Origin of the sequence: Shewanella sp. SP1S2-4, assembly GCF_031932075.1 — a bacterium.
GTDB classification, from domain to species: Bacteria; Pseudomonadota; Gammaproteobacteria; order Enterobacterales; family Shewanellaceae; genus Shewanella; species Shewanella baltica.
In genome coordinates this window covers 136,312-153,991 of record NZ_JAUOET010000001.1, presented here as the reverse complement: position 1 = coordinate 153,991, position 17,680 = coordinate 136,312, and the positions used below count along the sequence as shown (strand labels likewise).

The following is a 17,680-nucleotide window of genomic DNA, read 5'->3' as shown; positions in this document are numbered from 1 at the left end:
ACATTATTTGTAATTAGCGTCTTTCTAATTGAGCAAGGTGATTAAGCTTCTTCAATACAGATGGCGATATCTTTAACTTCATAAATCCGTAGGCCGTCTTTACTCAAGTTGGCATCGCCCATAATGATGCGTTTGCCATTGTCGTCTGTCACGCTGGTAATGTGAACATCCAGCGACATCTGCTTGTTTAATGGGTTAATTTGGCCGCGATACTTCCATTTGATATCCGATAAAATCTGGCCAAATTTTGGATTTTTAAAGCCCGCACCTAGGTCTTGGTCAATCGCATAGGTTTGCATCAGTTCGATAATGGCTTCAACCCCTAATGAGCCTGGCATTACCGGATCTTGATGGAAATGGAATTGGAAGAACCAATCACTCGGGTCAATGGTGCGCTCGGCGTATAAATAGCCAAGACCCGCTTTACCGCCGGCTTTTACGATTTCGGCCTTGTCGATAAAGTTAAGTTGACCGCCCGCTAAACGGTAATGTGGTTGACCTTTTGGCGCGTTAAAGCTGCGATGTTGTTTATCTAACAGATTGATTTGGCTATCGGCCGCTATGCCATTTTGCACATGCCAAGGCTGAGTTGTCTTGCCGTTGTCTATGCCAAGTTGGTTTTTCAGCGCATCGCCTTTGAAGTAACCAAATACCGCTTTACCTTGGTAGAAAGGCTCGCCATCGCAGCTTAGCTCGAAGCTAAAATTCTGGATAATGTTGCTGCCAGCAATCACAGTCGATAACAGACGTGAGTCGTTCACTATGGTTTTGCCGCGTAAATCCACGTGGCGCAGCAGCTTACCGCTACCGTCCAAGTTACGGAAAAACAGCTCTTGGCCGGGGAAGCCCAAGGTGGTGCCCATATAGCCTGAGATAAAGCCGTTAGGCTGCAGTGATATTTCCATCAGCACAGAATAGGGCATTACGGCGTGATGGCTGTTTTTATCGTAATACCAAGCGTTTGCTGGCACTTCGTATTCGGCGATGCACGATGACGGCTTTTTCAGTTCGCCGCGTTTGCCGTCAATCGCAATGACGCGGGTGGTTAACTGCAAATCACCGCAAGGCGTGCGCGGTGGAATTAGGCCGCGATAGATACTGAAATCAGGGCCGAAGCAGTTTTCGATGTCGCCCGTGGCAAATTCGAACATGTGGTACGGCGTGAACGGCAGGGTATCGGGCACGCGGTTAGCATACTTAGAACCGGCTGGCGCGACTGGCGCCGGTACATGCTTAAGCGGCACTACGCCTTTATTGGTTGGTGCAGTTAAATCAGGCAGCTGCGCCATTAGCGGCGCAGCTGCTGAGGTTGTAGTCAGTGAACAATTCGTATCGTTATCCGCAAGGTAGCGGGTGCATTCGGCTTCTTCTTTGATCATCACCCCAAGGTTTTGGAAATCCACCACCACTTTGCCATTGAGCAGAATATCGATATTCGCTTTAGCATAGGGGCGCGGGCTCATGCCTATTTCGGTGATTTCCATGCGATAGGTGAGCAGGCCAGATTGTGGTAAGACTTGGCCGCGACAGCGCACTTTTTGAGAGGCGTTTTCGAGCGGTTGGAAACGACCATTTTTGACGCCCCCTTCTTCTGTATTGGCGTGCATTCCAATGTGCAGCATAAAGAATTGCAGTAATTGACCACAACCTTCGGCCATTAATGACCCCGCCATCACTTGGTCGCCCTTGAAATGACACGGGAAATACCAATGGTCGGCCTCGAGCTGTTTATGGCCTTCAACTGAACCTAAGCCCCACGCGCCGCCATGCACCTCAAGATTGCTAACCTGTTCAATCATCAGGAATTTTTCAGAGGCAAAACATAAAGAGGGCTGCAACCCATATTGGGCTTGATGCGCCGCATGGGCGCCGCCAAAACAGCCACCGATATCGGCGCCGAGTAATTTATGGATTTGGCTGTAATCAAATTGGTGTTGCGCGCAGTTAAGCAGCGGATTAAAGCGCGGTTTATTGGGATTATTGAGGGCAAGGTTACGGGCTTTGATTTCGGCTTCGGTGCGAATAACGCCCTTGCCGTCGGCGAGTTCCTTGTCGGTGAAGAAGCCGGCGCAGCCGCCATCCATTTTCAGGATCAGCTTATCGCCCACAAAACATTCGTAAGAGAAGAAGAACAACAAGGTATCGCCATTGCGGGCAAAGTTGTTGATGGAAATGTCGTAGCGCAGGGTGTCGCCACCGCGCGGTAAGTCGCCAAGGAAGGTCAGGGTGCAATCGAGCAGGCGATAAACGCGCTCGCCCTTGTTTTCAAAGTCGATACCTAAGTAGCTGATCAGCATCAAGTCACATTGACCCGATTCAACTGCCACGGCCCACGGAATTTGACCATCGACCAAATACGGCGCGTCCACAGGAATGTCGTATTCCGTGGTCATAGTGCAAGGCTCATATCGGTTAATCTGGGCGTTTAATTTCGTTACCCGAGACACCAGCAAATAGTCCGTGGTTGGTAGGCGCACACGGCGCGAGTAGCTGTCAATAATGGCGTAATCTGGGCCAAATACTTTAGCGATATCCCCTTCGGCGTACTCGACTAAATCCGCATAATCCCAAATGCAAGGCTTGCTTATCGGTGTTGGCGGCGTGTACAGAGGCACTTTTGCATGGTTTGGATAAAGCGCAGGATGTGGGAGAACCGCTGGCGCAGATGCTTGAACGGTGGCTTGCTGTTGTACCGGCGCAGCTTGGTCATTGACGGCTAACTCGCTGGCAAGCTGGGCTTTCATCAAGGCATCGGCCAGTTTCAGGCCTTGCTCACGGCTTTGTAAAAAGGCTAAATGAGCTTCACGGGCGAGTTGCTGATTACGTATAAATGCAGCGTCTTTTAGCTCTGCTTGAGCGGCGTTGTTATTGGGCGTGCTTAGGGCATTCATTGGCATGCTGCTTAATGTCTCTTTTTGTAGAGCCGTGGTTGGGCTGCTTGTTGCAAAGCCACTCGTGTCTTTGCTCGCTATTTGGGCCAAATGTTTGCGTTGGCTGCGTGCTGGCAATGCCGTCATGGCTTGGGCTTTTTGCTGTATTGCATCTATGTCCGCGAGCGGCGTATCAAGGATATGCTGATAGATATCGCGGCCACCGAGTGTCACTTGTTTAATTAAGTGTTTTTGCTCAGAAAGCGTTAAGTCTTGTTCAAGCCTTTGCTGCAAACTGTGCGCTTGCGTGGCACTTTGACTGAGCAATAATTGCGAGCATTTACCTTGGCTAAAGGTGGCAACGAGCGCGTGCTGCTGAGCTTGAGAAGAATGCTTGTTAAGTTGCGCTTGGTTTTTAAGCTGCACCTGATTTTTAAGCTGAAGCAGCGCGCTCAAGATACTCGCCATTCCTGCGGCGGCAAAGTTGTGGCCTAGGGTATCTGCGGCTTGGCTGCACAGGTTCACACTCGGCAGCAGCGTATTGAGTACCAACTCTGAATCGACCAGTTGCTCAACTGCAATACTGGTTTCAATCAAGCTAATCTGGCTGCTATTCACCTTGGCTTGAGTTAACAAGTCATCGCAAATGCGCGCTGTGTTGCTGTTACCTTGCGGGTCATATACAGCGCCAAACACTTGGCCGCTAATATGACCATAACAGTCGCCATAGCTGCTATTGGCATTAGCATTGTCAGCGGCTGTACTTGGCTGGGCTGCACTTGATTGCGCTGTTGTGAGCACTAATGCTCCAGCACCTTCACCGACTTTCCAGCCAATGTCTGTGGCATTTAATGCCACTGGTGATACGGCGTTTTTAAGCACCACTTGCTCGAGACTGCCACTTAAATCGACGGCGGCGATTACTACAGCATCTAAGGACTCTTGGGACAAGAGGTTTTCAGCCACATCGATACAGCGGGCGACTGACAATTCTGCCGCCGAAATGGTAAAGGCGGGGCCGTTAAAGTCCCACAGGGAGGCGATACGTGACGCCATGATGTTGCCAATAAAACTGGTATATTGGTTCAGTTTGGCGGCATCGAGCACACTGTCCATGGCGATTTTTTCAAGGGCGAGATACTCAGTTTGTGTGAGTGTTATCCCTTGTTTTTTAAGGCTGTCTGCCAATTGAGTGTGCAGATTCACTCGGCCACGGAACTGGTGTAATTCCAATTCGGTTTCCATCGCTACTAATACGGCCACCTTGCCACCTGGCTTAAGGTTAGCATCGCGGATCGCTTCATCGGCCACTTTGATCAGCAGCAGTTGCTGGGAGATCAGGCGATCATCTTCATTGGGCGGCACTTTAAAGCGCAGGAAGTCAAAATCGAACTGGTCGATATAGGCGCCCTGCGGTACAGCTGGTAAGCCAAAGTTAGCTAAGATGTCAGGATGTTTATCTAAGCCTTTCCAGCGTTTAGCGGGCAGTGGAATGAAGGCGTTTTGCTGAGAGCTAATCGCGTTATCCAGTGCATTAATCGACGATAAAGGCCCGAAGTGCGATGCTAAGCCAATGATAGTTAATGGCGTGTGCTGATAACTGACTTGAGCTGCACTCTGCGTATGCTGACTACTGATTTTTGTCGGTACATAGGATTCCAGCAACAAATGCGCGTTACAGCCGCCAAAACCGAACACGGAAACACCCGCATGGCGGCGGTCATTGCCAGCTTTATCGGGCCACGCATGCATTTCTGTCGGGAGATTTTTACCGCTAAACAAACCCTTAGGTGAGGATATCGGCGTCGATAAGTTAATACTGGGTGGCAAGTGGCCCGAGCGCATGGCAAAAATCATCTTCATGATCCCCGGCATGCCTGCGGCTGTGAGCAAATGGCCTAAGTTGGATTTTGCCGAACCGATCAGCGGCACAGCAGAGCCCGCGAGTTTGTCCTCGAAGAAGCGTTCCATCGAGGCGAGCTCGACCTTATCCCCGAGCGGCGTGCCGGTGGCATGGCATTCAATCACTTCGATATTGGCAGGCTGAGTGTTTGCCGCACTATAGGCGCGCTCGAAGGCTTGTACTTGGCCCTTGCTGTTGGGGCTTAATACAAACTGGCCTTTACCGTCGTTCGATAAACCAATGCCGCTGACGACGGCATAGATGTTATCGCCATCGCGCTCGGCATCTTCTAAGCGTTTTAAGACTAAAACCCCTGCGCCTTCTCCGGCGAATAAGCCCTTGCTGTTACTATCAAAGGGCGCCGAAATACCGTGATCTGGATAGGCGTGAAAAATCGAGAATCCCATGTTGATAAAGAAGGGATCTGCGCCCGATACTGCGCCTGCAAGCATCATATCGGCCTTGCCTGTGGTTAGGTAATCGCAGGCAAGTTTGAGTGCATAAACCGAGCTAGCGCAGGCGGCGTCCAGACTTAACTGAGTGCCGCCTAAACCGAGTGCATCGCTGACCAGCTTTGAAGCTGTGTGGGCAACGGCGCCATTGGCGACGTTTAATGCTTGCTCGACGTTTAACGCTTCTCCAGCGTGAGCTTGGTTAAAATCAGCCAGCTGAAAAGCGCTTTGGTTAAGTTTGTTTTGCAGCGCCTTTTCAACGGTTTGATGATACAGAGGCAAAAATAATTCGTTGGATCGGGCAGTAGGGAACGACAAGGTTCCCATCACGACACCTGTGCGCGCCAGTACGGCATCGCTTTGTGCAATCCCTGCGTCTTGAAGGGCTTTACGACTGCAATCGAGTGCCCATAAAAAGCTTTCATCTAAACCGTCAAAGGCAGACTCAGGCAGTTGATAGCCCTTGGCATCAAACTGGAAGTGTTGGATGTAGCCGCCTTTATCACAGTAAAAACGGTCAGACTGACCCTGCACACCTTGGTAATCGGCGGGATTAGCATTGAGCTTGTCGCGGCTAATTTGGGTGCGCGAGTCCTTTTTATCTAGCAGGTTTTGCCAGAAGGTTTGGGGATTATCGGCGTCAGGATATTGAGTCGCGAGACCGACAATCGCAATTTTTGACGCGCGGTTTGACGCAATGGTAGGCACGGTAGTTTTATCAATCGTAGGGGAATGCTGAGAACTCACAGGGGTTCTCCTTCTGGTAATACTGCTGATGATAAAGGGGCTGCGTTAGCACTTAGTGGCTGAATGAGCGGCGCGAGCGACAGCGGTACTCTGTGGCTTATTAGCTGAGCTAAACACTTGAGTAAGCTGGTAATCGCATCAGCACCTTTGGCATTGCAAGCAATGGCGGCTGTCGCCGCGTTCGCAGTGCTTTGGCTTGCGTGGGCGTGGCTGATTTTATCTATGAGTGTGCTGGTTTGCCTATCGGCGCCCACTTCGACAAACAGCCTTGCACCTTGCTCAGTGGCATTGTGAATGAGCGCACTAAAGTCGAGTGGCGAACAAAAGGTATCGGCAATCGCGCGGCCAATGCTGTGGCTATCCACGATTACTGGCGCAGTTTGCGCTGCGCTAATAAAGCGAATAGGTGAATCTTGCGCCGCCGCTTTTAGCGCTTGAGTATAGAAATCTTGTACTTGCCCGTGGACTAGCATGGCAGGCGCGGTATGCATTGCCGTGACTCGATTGGCGGCAATCCCGCGTTTACCTAACGTGGCAAGTAGGGCTTTACAGCTCGCTTCGCAGCCTGCAATGACGCAAGTATCACCTTGGGTGATGGCTAAGTAGGCGCGAGGAAACTCTGGTAATAATGCCTTGATTTCATGGCTATCAGCGCGCACCACAAAGCTGTTCCACACTATGGCTTCATCATCCGCAAGCTGCCACGCTCGGCGGACTGCGGTTAGCTCGCCAGAAATGGCATGGTTGAAAATATCGCTATTTTCAGTGGCGTTGATCATCCCATGGGGCGTTTGCCACACATCAAGGCTGGCCCACATGGCCGCTTCGCCCATAGAGTAACCGAGCGCCATTTTAGGCTTAATATTAAAGACTTGGGTCAACAGTTTAGTGAATAGATAACTGGCCCCCACGCCACTAATCGCTTGTTGGCTTAAGCTCATGCCAGCTGCGGTTTTAACATCTGCCGCATAAATCTGCGATGATTGCAGCATGGCGCTTAAATCGCCTTCACGTTCTAGCTGGTGATACAGAGCGGGGAAATATTCATGCAAGTTATTGAACATATTGGCATAAACCGTTCCAACGCCGGGATACACGAAAGTGAGCCCCGCATCCCCTAGTGGCTTAGCGGTAAAGCAGCTGCCCGCTGGGGTCTTAAAGTGTTGACTATGATGATGAATGGCATCATTTTCAAGCGCCGTAAGCATGGCTTTGGCTTCAAGTTTGAGGTCATCAATCGATGCTGCCATTAAGACTAATGCTAGTGGTGCGTTGGCATCATAGCGTTCAAACCAAGGTTTGAGTTGCTCAGCGCGAAAGTCAGCGTGCAAGCCGGCGCCATTTTCCAGAGTGTTAACTAGTTGCAATACTTGCGCGATGAGTGAATCAATATTGTCAGCACTTATCGGCACAAACAGCCTGTTTTCATCGACAAGAGCTTTGGGCGCGGCAAGTTGTGTGCCTTGGGTCAGCACTAGGCTTTGGCTTAGATTTCGAGACTCATCCGCTTGATGTGACGTCTTTGCTACAAGATTTAGACACAACACCCGCGCTTGATGTTGGTCGCTAAACCAATAACCAGTTTGATGATTGGTGTCGTTTGTCTGTTTTATACCAGTAGTGCCTTTAAGCGGCGCTTGTGTTCGCGCGGCGAGGGCGGTTACGCCTTGGCGCAGCGCAACAAATGCCTCGTTAAGAGTGTTGGCGACAGTCTGATGTTGAACGGTTTGAGCTGGGCTGCGCTTTGCCGCCGCTAAGGCCGCATTAGCAACAGTCGCCGCATTTTCAACATCTGTTGTCTCATTGCCAGCGGCAAAGCCAGCAATAAATGCGTGTGCGTGAAGGCGCAGTTTGGCAGCGCGTAAACCATCGAGCAAATACAGCGATTGAGTTAAAGGCTGCGGCAGATTGCCATCATTGAATTTAAGTTCAACGAGCTTGCCTTGTTCAATGGCTGTTGTTGCTTGGCCTAACAACGCAGTGAGCGACCTTTGCTCATGCACTGACGGTTCATACACTCTTGGTTCATGAGCTGTCGGCTCTTGTGTTGTAGATGGGGCAGCATCTAAAGCGCAAATCTGAACGCTTTCTCGTTCCGCAAACGTCCCTAGTACTTGGGCTGAGTGAGGATCGAGGTTGACCGCATCGCCAAGCAACACTGCAATACGCAGTGGCTTGGCAAGCTTTTCAGTCATAGCCGTGTCAGCTATCGACGTTTCAGTTTGGCCGCTATGGGTCGTTGCTAAAGGGTGGGCTAAGTTCACTCGACTTTTGCCTCCACGCTTTCAATGGATTTATTCGCAGCGGTTTGATTAGCAACAACTTTGTTGGCTAAGAATGTACCGTTAAGGTTTTTGCTGATGGTGACTTTGGCGTTGTTCATCTCGCAGCTTAAGCGGCCATCTTGATGATACAGCGTGATATTGGCTTCAAGGGCACGGCCTGAGTGTTTCACCACCTCGAGCACTAAATACCCTTTATCGCCAAAGGCAAACGGCGCATGGGAGATAAACTCACCAATGCTTGATGGTAAACTCGCCGCGCCATATTTGAGTCTCGCCCACACTAGCATCGCCTGTAGCAACAAATCTTCTGCAAAAGCTTGTGAGCCTTTAGGGGCCAGATTGGGCACAAAACTCCCGCAGTCCGCTAACGCAACATGGGGAAGACTCACCTTGGCGACTAAGCTCGCATCGTCAAACTTCACCACAGACTCAATACCTTGCAGTCTTGGGCCGTGGAAAAGCGTGCCGTCGCTGTAAAGGCTGCTCGCGGTTGTGATGGCAGAAAGTCCTGCCAAGCTTTGCGCGTCAAAGGCGGTTGCTTTGCTGTTAGTGGCTAAGTAATCGTTAGCCGCGTCATCAACAGCATCATCAATCACTAAGATGGCTTGATATTGCGGACGACCTTCAAAGCTGATTAAGGCACTGAATTGTCCACTCAAGCACTCGTCTGTGTCTTTCGCGGCTTTATCCGTTAACGCAATCGGTGCAAGCTCAAGTTCTAGCGTGATGGGCGCACCGTTTTCTAACGCACCTTTTTCTAACATCACAGCGTCGAAAATAATGCCCTTCAACAGCTTGTAGCTTTGCACTTTGACTGGTTGCTTGAGCACATCAAAGGCGGCTTCACGCATCCACTGAATCGCGCACACAGTCGGTAATACGGGATTACCGTTAATGCAGTGGTCTTCAATGAAGATCATTGCCTTAGGGTCCAGTGTGCGCTGCAGTTTTACTGTTTGTGTGAAAGCGATTGCAGCAAGTGTTGATGCCAAAGCATGCGGATCCGACGCGTCAGTGGTCAGATCCGCTTCAGGCTTTTTTAGATTGCTACCTTGAGTTGCTTGCTCGTCACTTGGAACTGTGCCTTGCATATCAGTACCGACCAGCAATTGTGCGCCTGTGTTGCTCAGTAATTGGCTAGCAAATAACTCAGCACCCGCCTTTAGCGGGATCACATAAACACCGCGATCCATAAACATCTTTTTCAGCGCAGGATTCACCATGCCGCCATCCCACGGACCCCAATCAAAGCTCATCACTTTAGCATTTGGCAGTTGCTGCGCCAGTTGCAGTGCGGCTTTGTTGAGTATGTCGTTGGACATGGCGTAATCGCTTTGGCCGGTATTGCCGTAAAAACCCGCCGCCGAAGAGAACAGGGCAATCAGTTTTACTTTATCTAAATCCAGTGCGGCAAGCAGATTGCTAATGCCTGTGACCTTAGTGCCATACACCCGTGCTAATTCATCTAAGGTCTTGTCTTGAATGTGTTTATCGGCGAGTACGCCCGCACCATGGATGATGCCGGTAATAGGTGATAACTCGGTAATCGGCACTATCGTGCTGGCGATCGCGTCAGGATTGTTAACATCGAGGCTTAAGTACTCGGCGCTCGCGCCCACGGCGGTAAAGGCTTCTAGTGCGGCTGCAATTTCTAGGCTGCTTTGAACTGGCCATACTAAGGCATCCACTTGTTTTGGCGTGGGTTTCTCGCCCAAGCTTTGAATGTGGGCAATAGCTGCGGCTTTAAGTTCGCTGTTATTTTTACCCTGTGCCCAAGCGGGAATGGTTTGTTGGCTGCTTCTGCCAGCAAGGATAAAGTGCGCCTTGCTGCGTTTTGCCAGACTCAAGGCACATTCAAAGGTCACGCCTTTTGCGCCACCGGTCACCAGTATTTTATCTGCACTCGTCAAGTTTGCCGCGCTGTGGCGGGTATCAGCCTTGCCAGCAACTAAGGTTACGCGCTCAAGTGCTTGGGCTGCGCCTTGGCTAACACCGACTTCCAATACGTTATCGGTTGCAAAGAGCTCAGCGATCACTGCATTGGCCAGTTGCTTGGCATCAAGTGCTGGCGCGATATCTAAGGCGCGGCAATGCACGTTCGGCCACTCGTGGCTCAAGGTTTTAGTCAGACCTGCCAATGCCGCTTGGTTTAACTCGCTGCGGGCAATTTGGCTGTGGTTAAGATAACCAAAACCACCGTCGATACGACTGACGCTGATAAAGCTGCTGTCAGTATTTGCCGTTGCTGCTGTTGTTAAAAGCGGTTGTAAGTACTTGGCGAACAAGAACGCTTGCTCGACCGACGCTTTGGCGGCACTCGATAACACTAAACCTTTCGCATCGGCTGAGGTTTTATGTTGTGGTTGCAGATGAATAAAGCCTGCAACCTGACCTAAGCTTTTGATCTCATTAATCACTGCGCTGATACTGGCATCGTCAATCGCCGCCAATGTGAAGCTGGCAATGTGGCTATTGAGCGGTGATGCACTGGCTACAAGGCTTTCTGGCGAGCGCACAACCGCAACCGTTAGACCTTGAGCATGCAATTTCTCGGCAAGTACGCCAGCATTGTGACCATCATCGCTAATGATAATGCAGGCATCTTTAGCAAAAACGCGTGGCAGAGCTTGTTGTGCTGATAGTTGCGTTGCTTTTTGCGCTAGTTCAGCCGCCGCTGGCAACTTTTTTAGCACCACCTCACTGTGTGGTGGCAAATCATGGGGCAAATCGATAGCTGGTTCAGCCGCGACAGCGACGTTTACCACATTTGCCGCAGTATTCTGGCCTAGTTTACTTTGCATATAGCTAACGATTTCACCTAAGGTGCGACACTCGGCCAGATCTTCAGGATTCAGCTCAGGTAAGCTCGGTAGCTCGTCTTGTACTGTGCCTAAGATTTCAACGCGCTTGATGGAGTCGATACCTAAATCCGCTTCCATATCCATGCTGAGTTCCAGCATTTCAGTGGGATAGCCCGTCTTGTCGGCCACCACAGCCATCATGGTTTGTTGGACTTTTTCAGCGCTTAAACCGTTATTCGCTGGAACTTGTGTTGGTGTTGCTTCAACGTTTGCCGCTGGTGCAACTGCTACCGCGCTAACTACTGGCAATTTGCTGTTCATGTAGTCAACGATTTCACCTAAGGTGCGACACTCGGCCAGATCTTCAGGATTCAGATCAGGTAAGCCTGGTAGCTCGTCTTGTACTGTGCCTAAGATTTCAACGCGCTTGATCGAATCAATACCTAAATCGGCTTCCATATCCATGCTGAGTTCCAGCATTTCAGTGGGGTAACCTGTCTTGTCGGCCACCACAGCCATCATAGTTTGTTGCACTAACGCAGCGCTTAAACCGCTGGCGGCAGGCGCGGCAGTTGTCACATGAGTTGCTACGATAACTGATCCCACAGCTGGCAGTTTGCTGTTCATGTAATTAACGATTTCACCCAAGGTGCGACACTCGGCCAAATCTTCTGGGCTGAGCTCAGGTAAACCCGGCAGCTCGTCTTGCACTGTGCCTAAGATTTCAACGCGCTTAATTGAATCGATACCTAGATCGGCTTCCATATCCATGCCAAGTTCCAGCATTTCAGTCGGATAGCCAGTCTTGTCAGCCACCACAGCCATCATGGTTTGTTGCACTAAGGCAGCGCTTAAACCGTTATTCGCTGGAACTTGTGCAGGCGTTGCTTCAACGTTTGCCGGTGGTGCAACTGCTACCACGCTAACTACTGGCAATTTGCTGTTCATGTAGTCAACGATTTCACCTAAGGTGCGACACTCGGCCAGATCTTCTGGGCTGAGCTCTGGTAAACCCGGCAGTTCGTCTTGTACTGTGCCTAAAATCTCAACGCGCTTAATCGAATCGATACCTAAATCGGCTTCCATATCCATGCTGAGCTCCAGCATTTCAGTCGGATAGCCTGTCTTGTCAGCCACCACAGCCATCATAGTTTGTTGCACTAACGCAGCGCTTAAACCGTTGGCGGCAGGAGCTGTTGGCGCTGTTGTAGAAACTACAACTTGGCCAGCCGCAGGCAGTTTGCTGTTCATGTAGTCAACGATTTCACCTAAGGTACGACACTCGGCCAGATCTTCTGGGCTGAGTTCAGGTAAGCCCGGCAGTTCGTCTTGCACTGTGCCTAAAATTTCAACGCGCTTAATCGAATCGATACCTAGATCGGCTTCCATATCCATGCCAAGTTCCAGCATTTCTGTGGGATAGCCTGTTTTGTTGGCAACCACAGCCATCATAGTTTGTTGAACAAGTGCAGCACTTAAGCCGCTTGTTGCTGGTGCCACAGATGTCATCTCTGGCATAACTAAAACAGGAGCTGCTGGCGCAACTTGTACTGTCGCAGCAGGCGCATGAGCAACGGGAGCGGTTTGCACAACAGGTGCAACAGGTGTGTTAATTGCTGGTCTCGTCGCAACAGCCTGAGCCGCTACTGGTGCGGCATTGTGTGCCACGGTCGATGTAGCAACAGGCGCTGGAGCAACAGGTGCTGGAGCCGGCGCAGTTGCTCGTGGCTGACTTGCAACTGCTGGGGTAAAGTTAATCGGCGCATTGTTTAGCATCGCCAAGGCCGCTTGGCTGCTACTGCTTTGCAGTTGCATAAATTCGGCGTGGCTTTGCAGGGTTTGCGCTTGATGCTGGTGGAACATTTCCATTGAGCGTTGCAGACTTTCTGGGATTGTAATGCCTTGGCTCGCCATCTTGGCTTGTTCTGTCATCAGCGTCGTGAAGGTATCGCCATATTGCTGCGGGATAGCTAAAAACTGTTGATGTAACTGCGCCGCTTGAGATTGTGCGCTGAAAAATGCCGTTAACGCATCGCCGCTGACGTTAGGTGTGCTTGGGTTTAACTGCGCCGTCGCTTGCTGCTGATTGCTTAAGCCTTGCACAACGCTTGGGGATGTTTGTTTCATTTCAACAGCTGCCACTTGATTCGCTTCCACTTCTATTATTTTCTCAACAACTTTTTCGACGATGACTTCTTTCTCAACAATTTTTTCGACTTCTTTTTCGACAACCGTTTCAACGATGCGATCCACATATTGCACTTGGCTAGTCACGCTGCCTGTGGCGAGGGATTTGGCCATCTTAGCTTTGGTCGCAGCACTAATATGGTTAGTGGCGGTGAGTTTGATGTTCATTGCTGATGGCGCTTCACGCTCGGCAATCTCTTGTGAAGTGACGGCTTGATAGGGGTCAACCTCAGTTAACGCCACACCGGCTACCGCGAGTTGTACTGCGGCTAAGCGTAATTGACTGTCACTGTCGCCCTTAGGATTCGGGTTCATGCTGACAAGGCAAAGCTCATTTAAGTGTTCACCTAAGGTATTTTCAACTAACTTTTGCAGTATGTTCTTAGGGCCAAACTCAACAAACACACGGGCGCCAGCGTCATACATGGCCTGCAGTTGTTCGCTAAAGCGAACCGATTGCAGCATGTGTTGTTTGAATTCTGCTTTAATGGCTTTGCCATCGCTTGGGTGCAATTGACCTGTGCTGTTGGCATAAAGCATTACTTTTGGCGCGCTAAATTTTGCTTTATCAATGGCTTTGGCAAAGGGTTTTTGTGCGTGTCCAACCAATGGGGTATGGAACGCGCCTGAGACAGGCAGGGCAATCGCTTTAAAGCCCAGTTCACTAATGGCTTTCGCGGCCAACTGAGTTTGCTCTGTGCCACCTGCGATGACTAATTGCGTCGGCGCGTTGTAGTTGGCAATTTTAACGCCATCAAACTGGGCTAAACAGCTATTGAGCGCATCGATGTCATTCTTTTGCTTAAGAATGATGGCGAACATGGTTCCTAAATCAACTTGAGTCCCTGTATCGCTCGGCACTTGCGCCATGGCGTGCCCACGGGCGAAGGCCAGTTCGACGTAATCTTCATTGGAAATCACGCCTGCCGCGCAAAGGGCTGACAGTTCACCAAAGCTGTGACCCGCCACCATATCGGGGGCAAATCCCGCTTGCGTTAATAGCGAATATTGCGCCATTGAAATTGCGCCAATGGCGCTTTGGGCGAACAGGGTATTGGTCAGCGCCGCTTCTTGGGCTTTAACCGCATCGGCATCGAATGCCGGAATAGGGTAAAGGATGTTGGATAGCGGTGTTTGGCCGTGGTGAGCAAATACCTTATCGCTGGCCATCACTTGTTGGCGCATTTCAGGGAAATGGCAGGCGAGTTCGCGGCCCATGTTGAGGTACTGTGAACCTTGACCGGCAAACAGGGCGGCTACTTTCTTTGATTCATTCTTAGCCACTAAGGCATGAGAGCGGTAGCTGATACCAGAAGGTAATTGCCACACTTCAATTGCATTGGTTTCTAAATGCGCAATCGATTGATTTAACTGAGCTTGCAGCTGTGCGATATCCTTAGCTACAAAACCTAAACGGGCATCTGTGCTTGACAGCACGCGCAGCGGATATTGCTGAGCGATAGCGTTCAGGCTCGCAGCGCTGCTCTTATTCGCGTTTGCGCTCGTGTTAACGCTTTGGCTCAGCGCAGCTTTTAACTCGCTAAGCAGCGCGGCTTTATTGGCGGCGGCAAACAATAGTGTCTGCGGCACACTGCGCTGACGATATTGCTCGTCACGGCTATGCTCAGGTTTGTATTCTTCTAATACAAGATGGAAGTTGGTGCCGCCAAAACCAAAGGAGCTGACGCCAGCACGGCGCGGCGTTGCATCGGCGCGCTGGAACCATGGGCGCGTTTCGGTATTTAAATAGAATGGCGAACTTTCGATATTCAGTTTTGGATTGGGCTGGCTGACGTTAATGGTCGCAGGCAATACCTTGTGATGCAGTGCCAGCGCAGCTTTGATAACCCCGGCAGTGCCCGCAGTTGATTTAGTGTGGCCCACTTGGGATTTCACTGAACCTAACGCGATATGCTGATTTGTGTCGTTGCCTTGGGCAAATACCGATTTTAAGCCATTAAATTCAGCCACATCACCCGCGGCCGTGCCCGTGCCGTGGGCTTCAACTAAGCCAATGCTGTGCGGGGCAAAACCTGCATCGTCGTAAGCGCGCTCCAATGCTTTAGCTTGGCCTTCAGGGCGCGGTGCATAAATACTCTTAAACTTACCGTCAGATGAGGCGCCAACGCCTTTGATGACGGCATAAATCCGGTCGCCATCGCGCTCGGCATCTTCAAGGCGCTTAAGCGCGACCATGCCGATACCTTCGCCGATCATCATGCCTTTTGAATCGATATCAAAGGGTTGAATGGTTTCGTTAGTGGTGAAGGCCGGCGTTTTTGAGAAGCTCATGTACATGGATGGCGAGTTGTCAGTACAGACACCGCCAGTGATCATCATGTCGCTGCGACCTTCGGTCAGTTCCGCCAACGCCATACGCATAGCGGCAAGCGAGCCCGCGCAGGCAGCATCGACCACACAGTTCATGCCGCCAAAATCAAAACGGTTGGCGATACGGCCTGCAATCACGTTACCTAAGGACCCAGGGAAAGAGTTTTCTTCCCAGTGGATATATTGGTCTTGGAACTTTTTGATCAGCATTTCGCTGTCTTCATCGCTCAGGCCGCTGCTTTTGAATACTTTTTTCAATACTGGATATTGCAGGCGCGAGTTCAAGCTCTGACTGATTTTTTGACCACCGCCCACGCCTAGCGTGATACCGATACGATCGCGATCATAATCGGTGGGCAGATTGGCATCGGCGAGCACTTCTTTGGCGACAATCAGCGACAATAGTTGCGAGGTATCTGTCAGTTCTAAAATATTGGGCGGCAGACCGAATTCCATTGGATTAAAGTCGACTTCAGGCAAAAAACCACCGCGTTTACAGTAGCTTTTATCGGCTTTGCTTTTGTCTGCATCGTAGTAATCTTCGGCGCGCCAATGGGTGTCTGGGATGTCAGTAATGGCATCGATTTTTTCGCTGATCAAATCCCAAAATTTATTTAAATAACGCGAGTTGGCGAAGATACTGGCCATGCCGACAATGGCAACGGGCATATCTTTCAAACGTTTGTTGAGTCGTTTATCTTTTTTTGACTCAGTCGCAGAATTAGGTACAGAAGGGGTATGGCTCATAAAGAGTCTCCACGGGTCGACCTGGATACGGTGACCTTGTTTTGGGATTCAGCCGCGCTTGTCTTTGGCGTGCCATGGGCACCGGGAAAACGGGCTAAGAAGGTGTGATAGTTGCGAACGAGCAACTTTCGTAAATGAAACGGCCCATGTCGGAGGACATAGGCGATATATCTATTGGTCGCTTGGGTGTTGCTGTCTTGATAAATATCGAGGTAAATCCAATCACTTGCCGTATCTATGCCTAATAGCACTGAGCTTGGTGCTTGCTCAGTAAGCTGCGGCGGTATGGTGAGTGACACCACTTGCACCACAGTGTTGCCGTCGGTACTTGGCAGAGCCAGCGCCTTGGCCAAGGTTTCTGGATTGACAGTATAGGTTTGGATATCGCTGCCTTGAGTCACAGGCAATTGATTAAAATAGCGTTCGGGTACTTGTGGTGCTTTAAACTCATCGAGCCGCGATATGCCGTAGCGCTTTAAGCAACGGGCAAGGCCGGAGCGCGACACATTGGGATTAATGTAGGTTTGGGTGACGTGGAGCAATCTATCTAAGGTGAGTCTGAGTTGGTAACGTAACCCCACCACCACGTATTCTTCCATCGGCGTGAGCGTCGTGTTGAGATGGTGAGGCGTGTTTGAACTGTTGCTGATGGACTCACGCTTACGCCACTTACGCACCGTTGCCTCGGTAATATTTAAAATCTTTGCCAGCTGGCTCACGCTCAGATCCGATTGTTGGATAAAGAGTCGCATTTCAGGCGTAGTGGTGGCGTTGCGATGCCGAGGTGTGCTGTCTTTTTGCGCCGCTGGAGTTGTGCTCTTGGGGGCGTAAGACGGCGCTTTAGATTGAGAGTCGCGAGTTGCCATTAAAAATAATTATCATCCGACATAATCTATTGGGACTGATAAGCGATTTTGGCTGAGTCACGACTGACATTTATGACTAATGTCGTGACACTCATCGTAAAACCTGTGCTTATCATCTGTGTCACTTAATGGGGATGCAGATTACCTGAGGTTTCGGAGCGATACAATCATCTGGGACTGGAATTTATTAGCTTTCGTTGAGTAATGGTATTTTCTGTGCGTTATGTTGGGTTTTCGCTTACCGCTTGGACTGTTTAATACTTTGATAGTGGAAGATTTATATTTGTAGCGGCGATGAAGGCAGCTTTTTTGAGTTATCGGGGTAAAATAGCCCAATATTGGCTTACGTCCCTTTAGTCATGAATGAGGCTGTGCGGCTAAACCTGCTAATTTTTGGGGGAACCTTGGCGCAATTGCAGCAAAAAATTGCGCTTAGGATGGAGCTAATAGTCGTTCTAAGAATTGCTCTTATTAGAGTGCGGCTAAGAATT

4 protein-coding genes are annotated in these 17,680 nt (G+C 50.3%); all 4 read right to left on the bottom strand.

From position 1 onward, the window contains the following. Positions 1-41: 41 nt before the first annotated feature. The 4 genes from Q4Q52_RS00610 to Q4Q52_RS00595 are packed head-to-tail and all read right to left on the bottom strand — an operon-like array spanning position 42 to position 17,189. Complete coding sequence (locus Q4Q52_RS00610; RefSeq protein WP_311989592.1) at positions 42-5,972, bottom strand: beta-ketoacyl synthase N-terminal-like domain-containing protein; 5,931 nt, start codon at positions 5,970-5,972, stop codon at positions 42-44. Next, complete coding sequence (locus Q4Q52_RS00605) at positions 5,969-8,236, bottom strand: PfaB family protein (RefSeq protein WP_311989591.1); 2,268 nt, start codon at positions 8,234-8,236, stop codon at positions 5,969-5,971. Before Q4Q52_RS00605 ends, Q4Q52_RS00610 begins: the two co-directional genes overlap by 4 nt. After that, on the bottom strand, positions 8,233-16,323 hold the full coding sequence (locus tag Q4Q52_RS00600) for a polyketide synthase (protein WP_311989590.1): 8,091 nt from the start codon (positions 16,321-16,323) through the stop codon (positions 8,233-8,235). The genes Q4Q52_RS00605 and Q4Q52_RS00600 overlap by 4 nt, the downstream gene beginning before the upstream one ends. Further along, on the bottom strand, positions 16,320-17,189 hold the full coding sequence (locus tag Q4Q52_RS00595) for a transcriptional regulator (RefSeq protein ID WP_311989589.1): 870 nt from the start codon (positions 17,187-17,189) through the stop codon (positions 16,320-16,322). The genes Q4Q52_RS00600 and Q4Q52_RS00595 overlap by 4 nt, the downstream gene beginning before the upstream one ends. Positions 17,190-17,680: the final 491 nt, after the last annotated feature.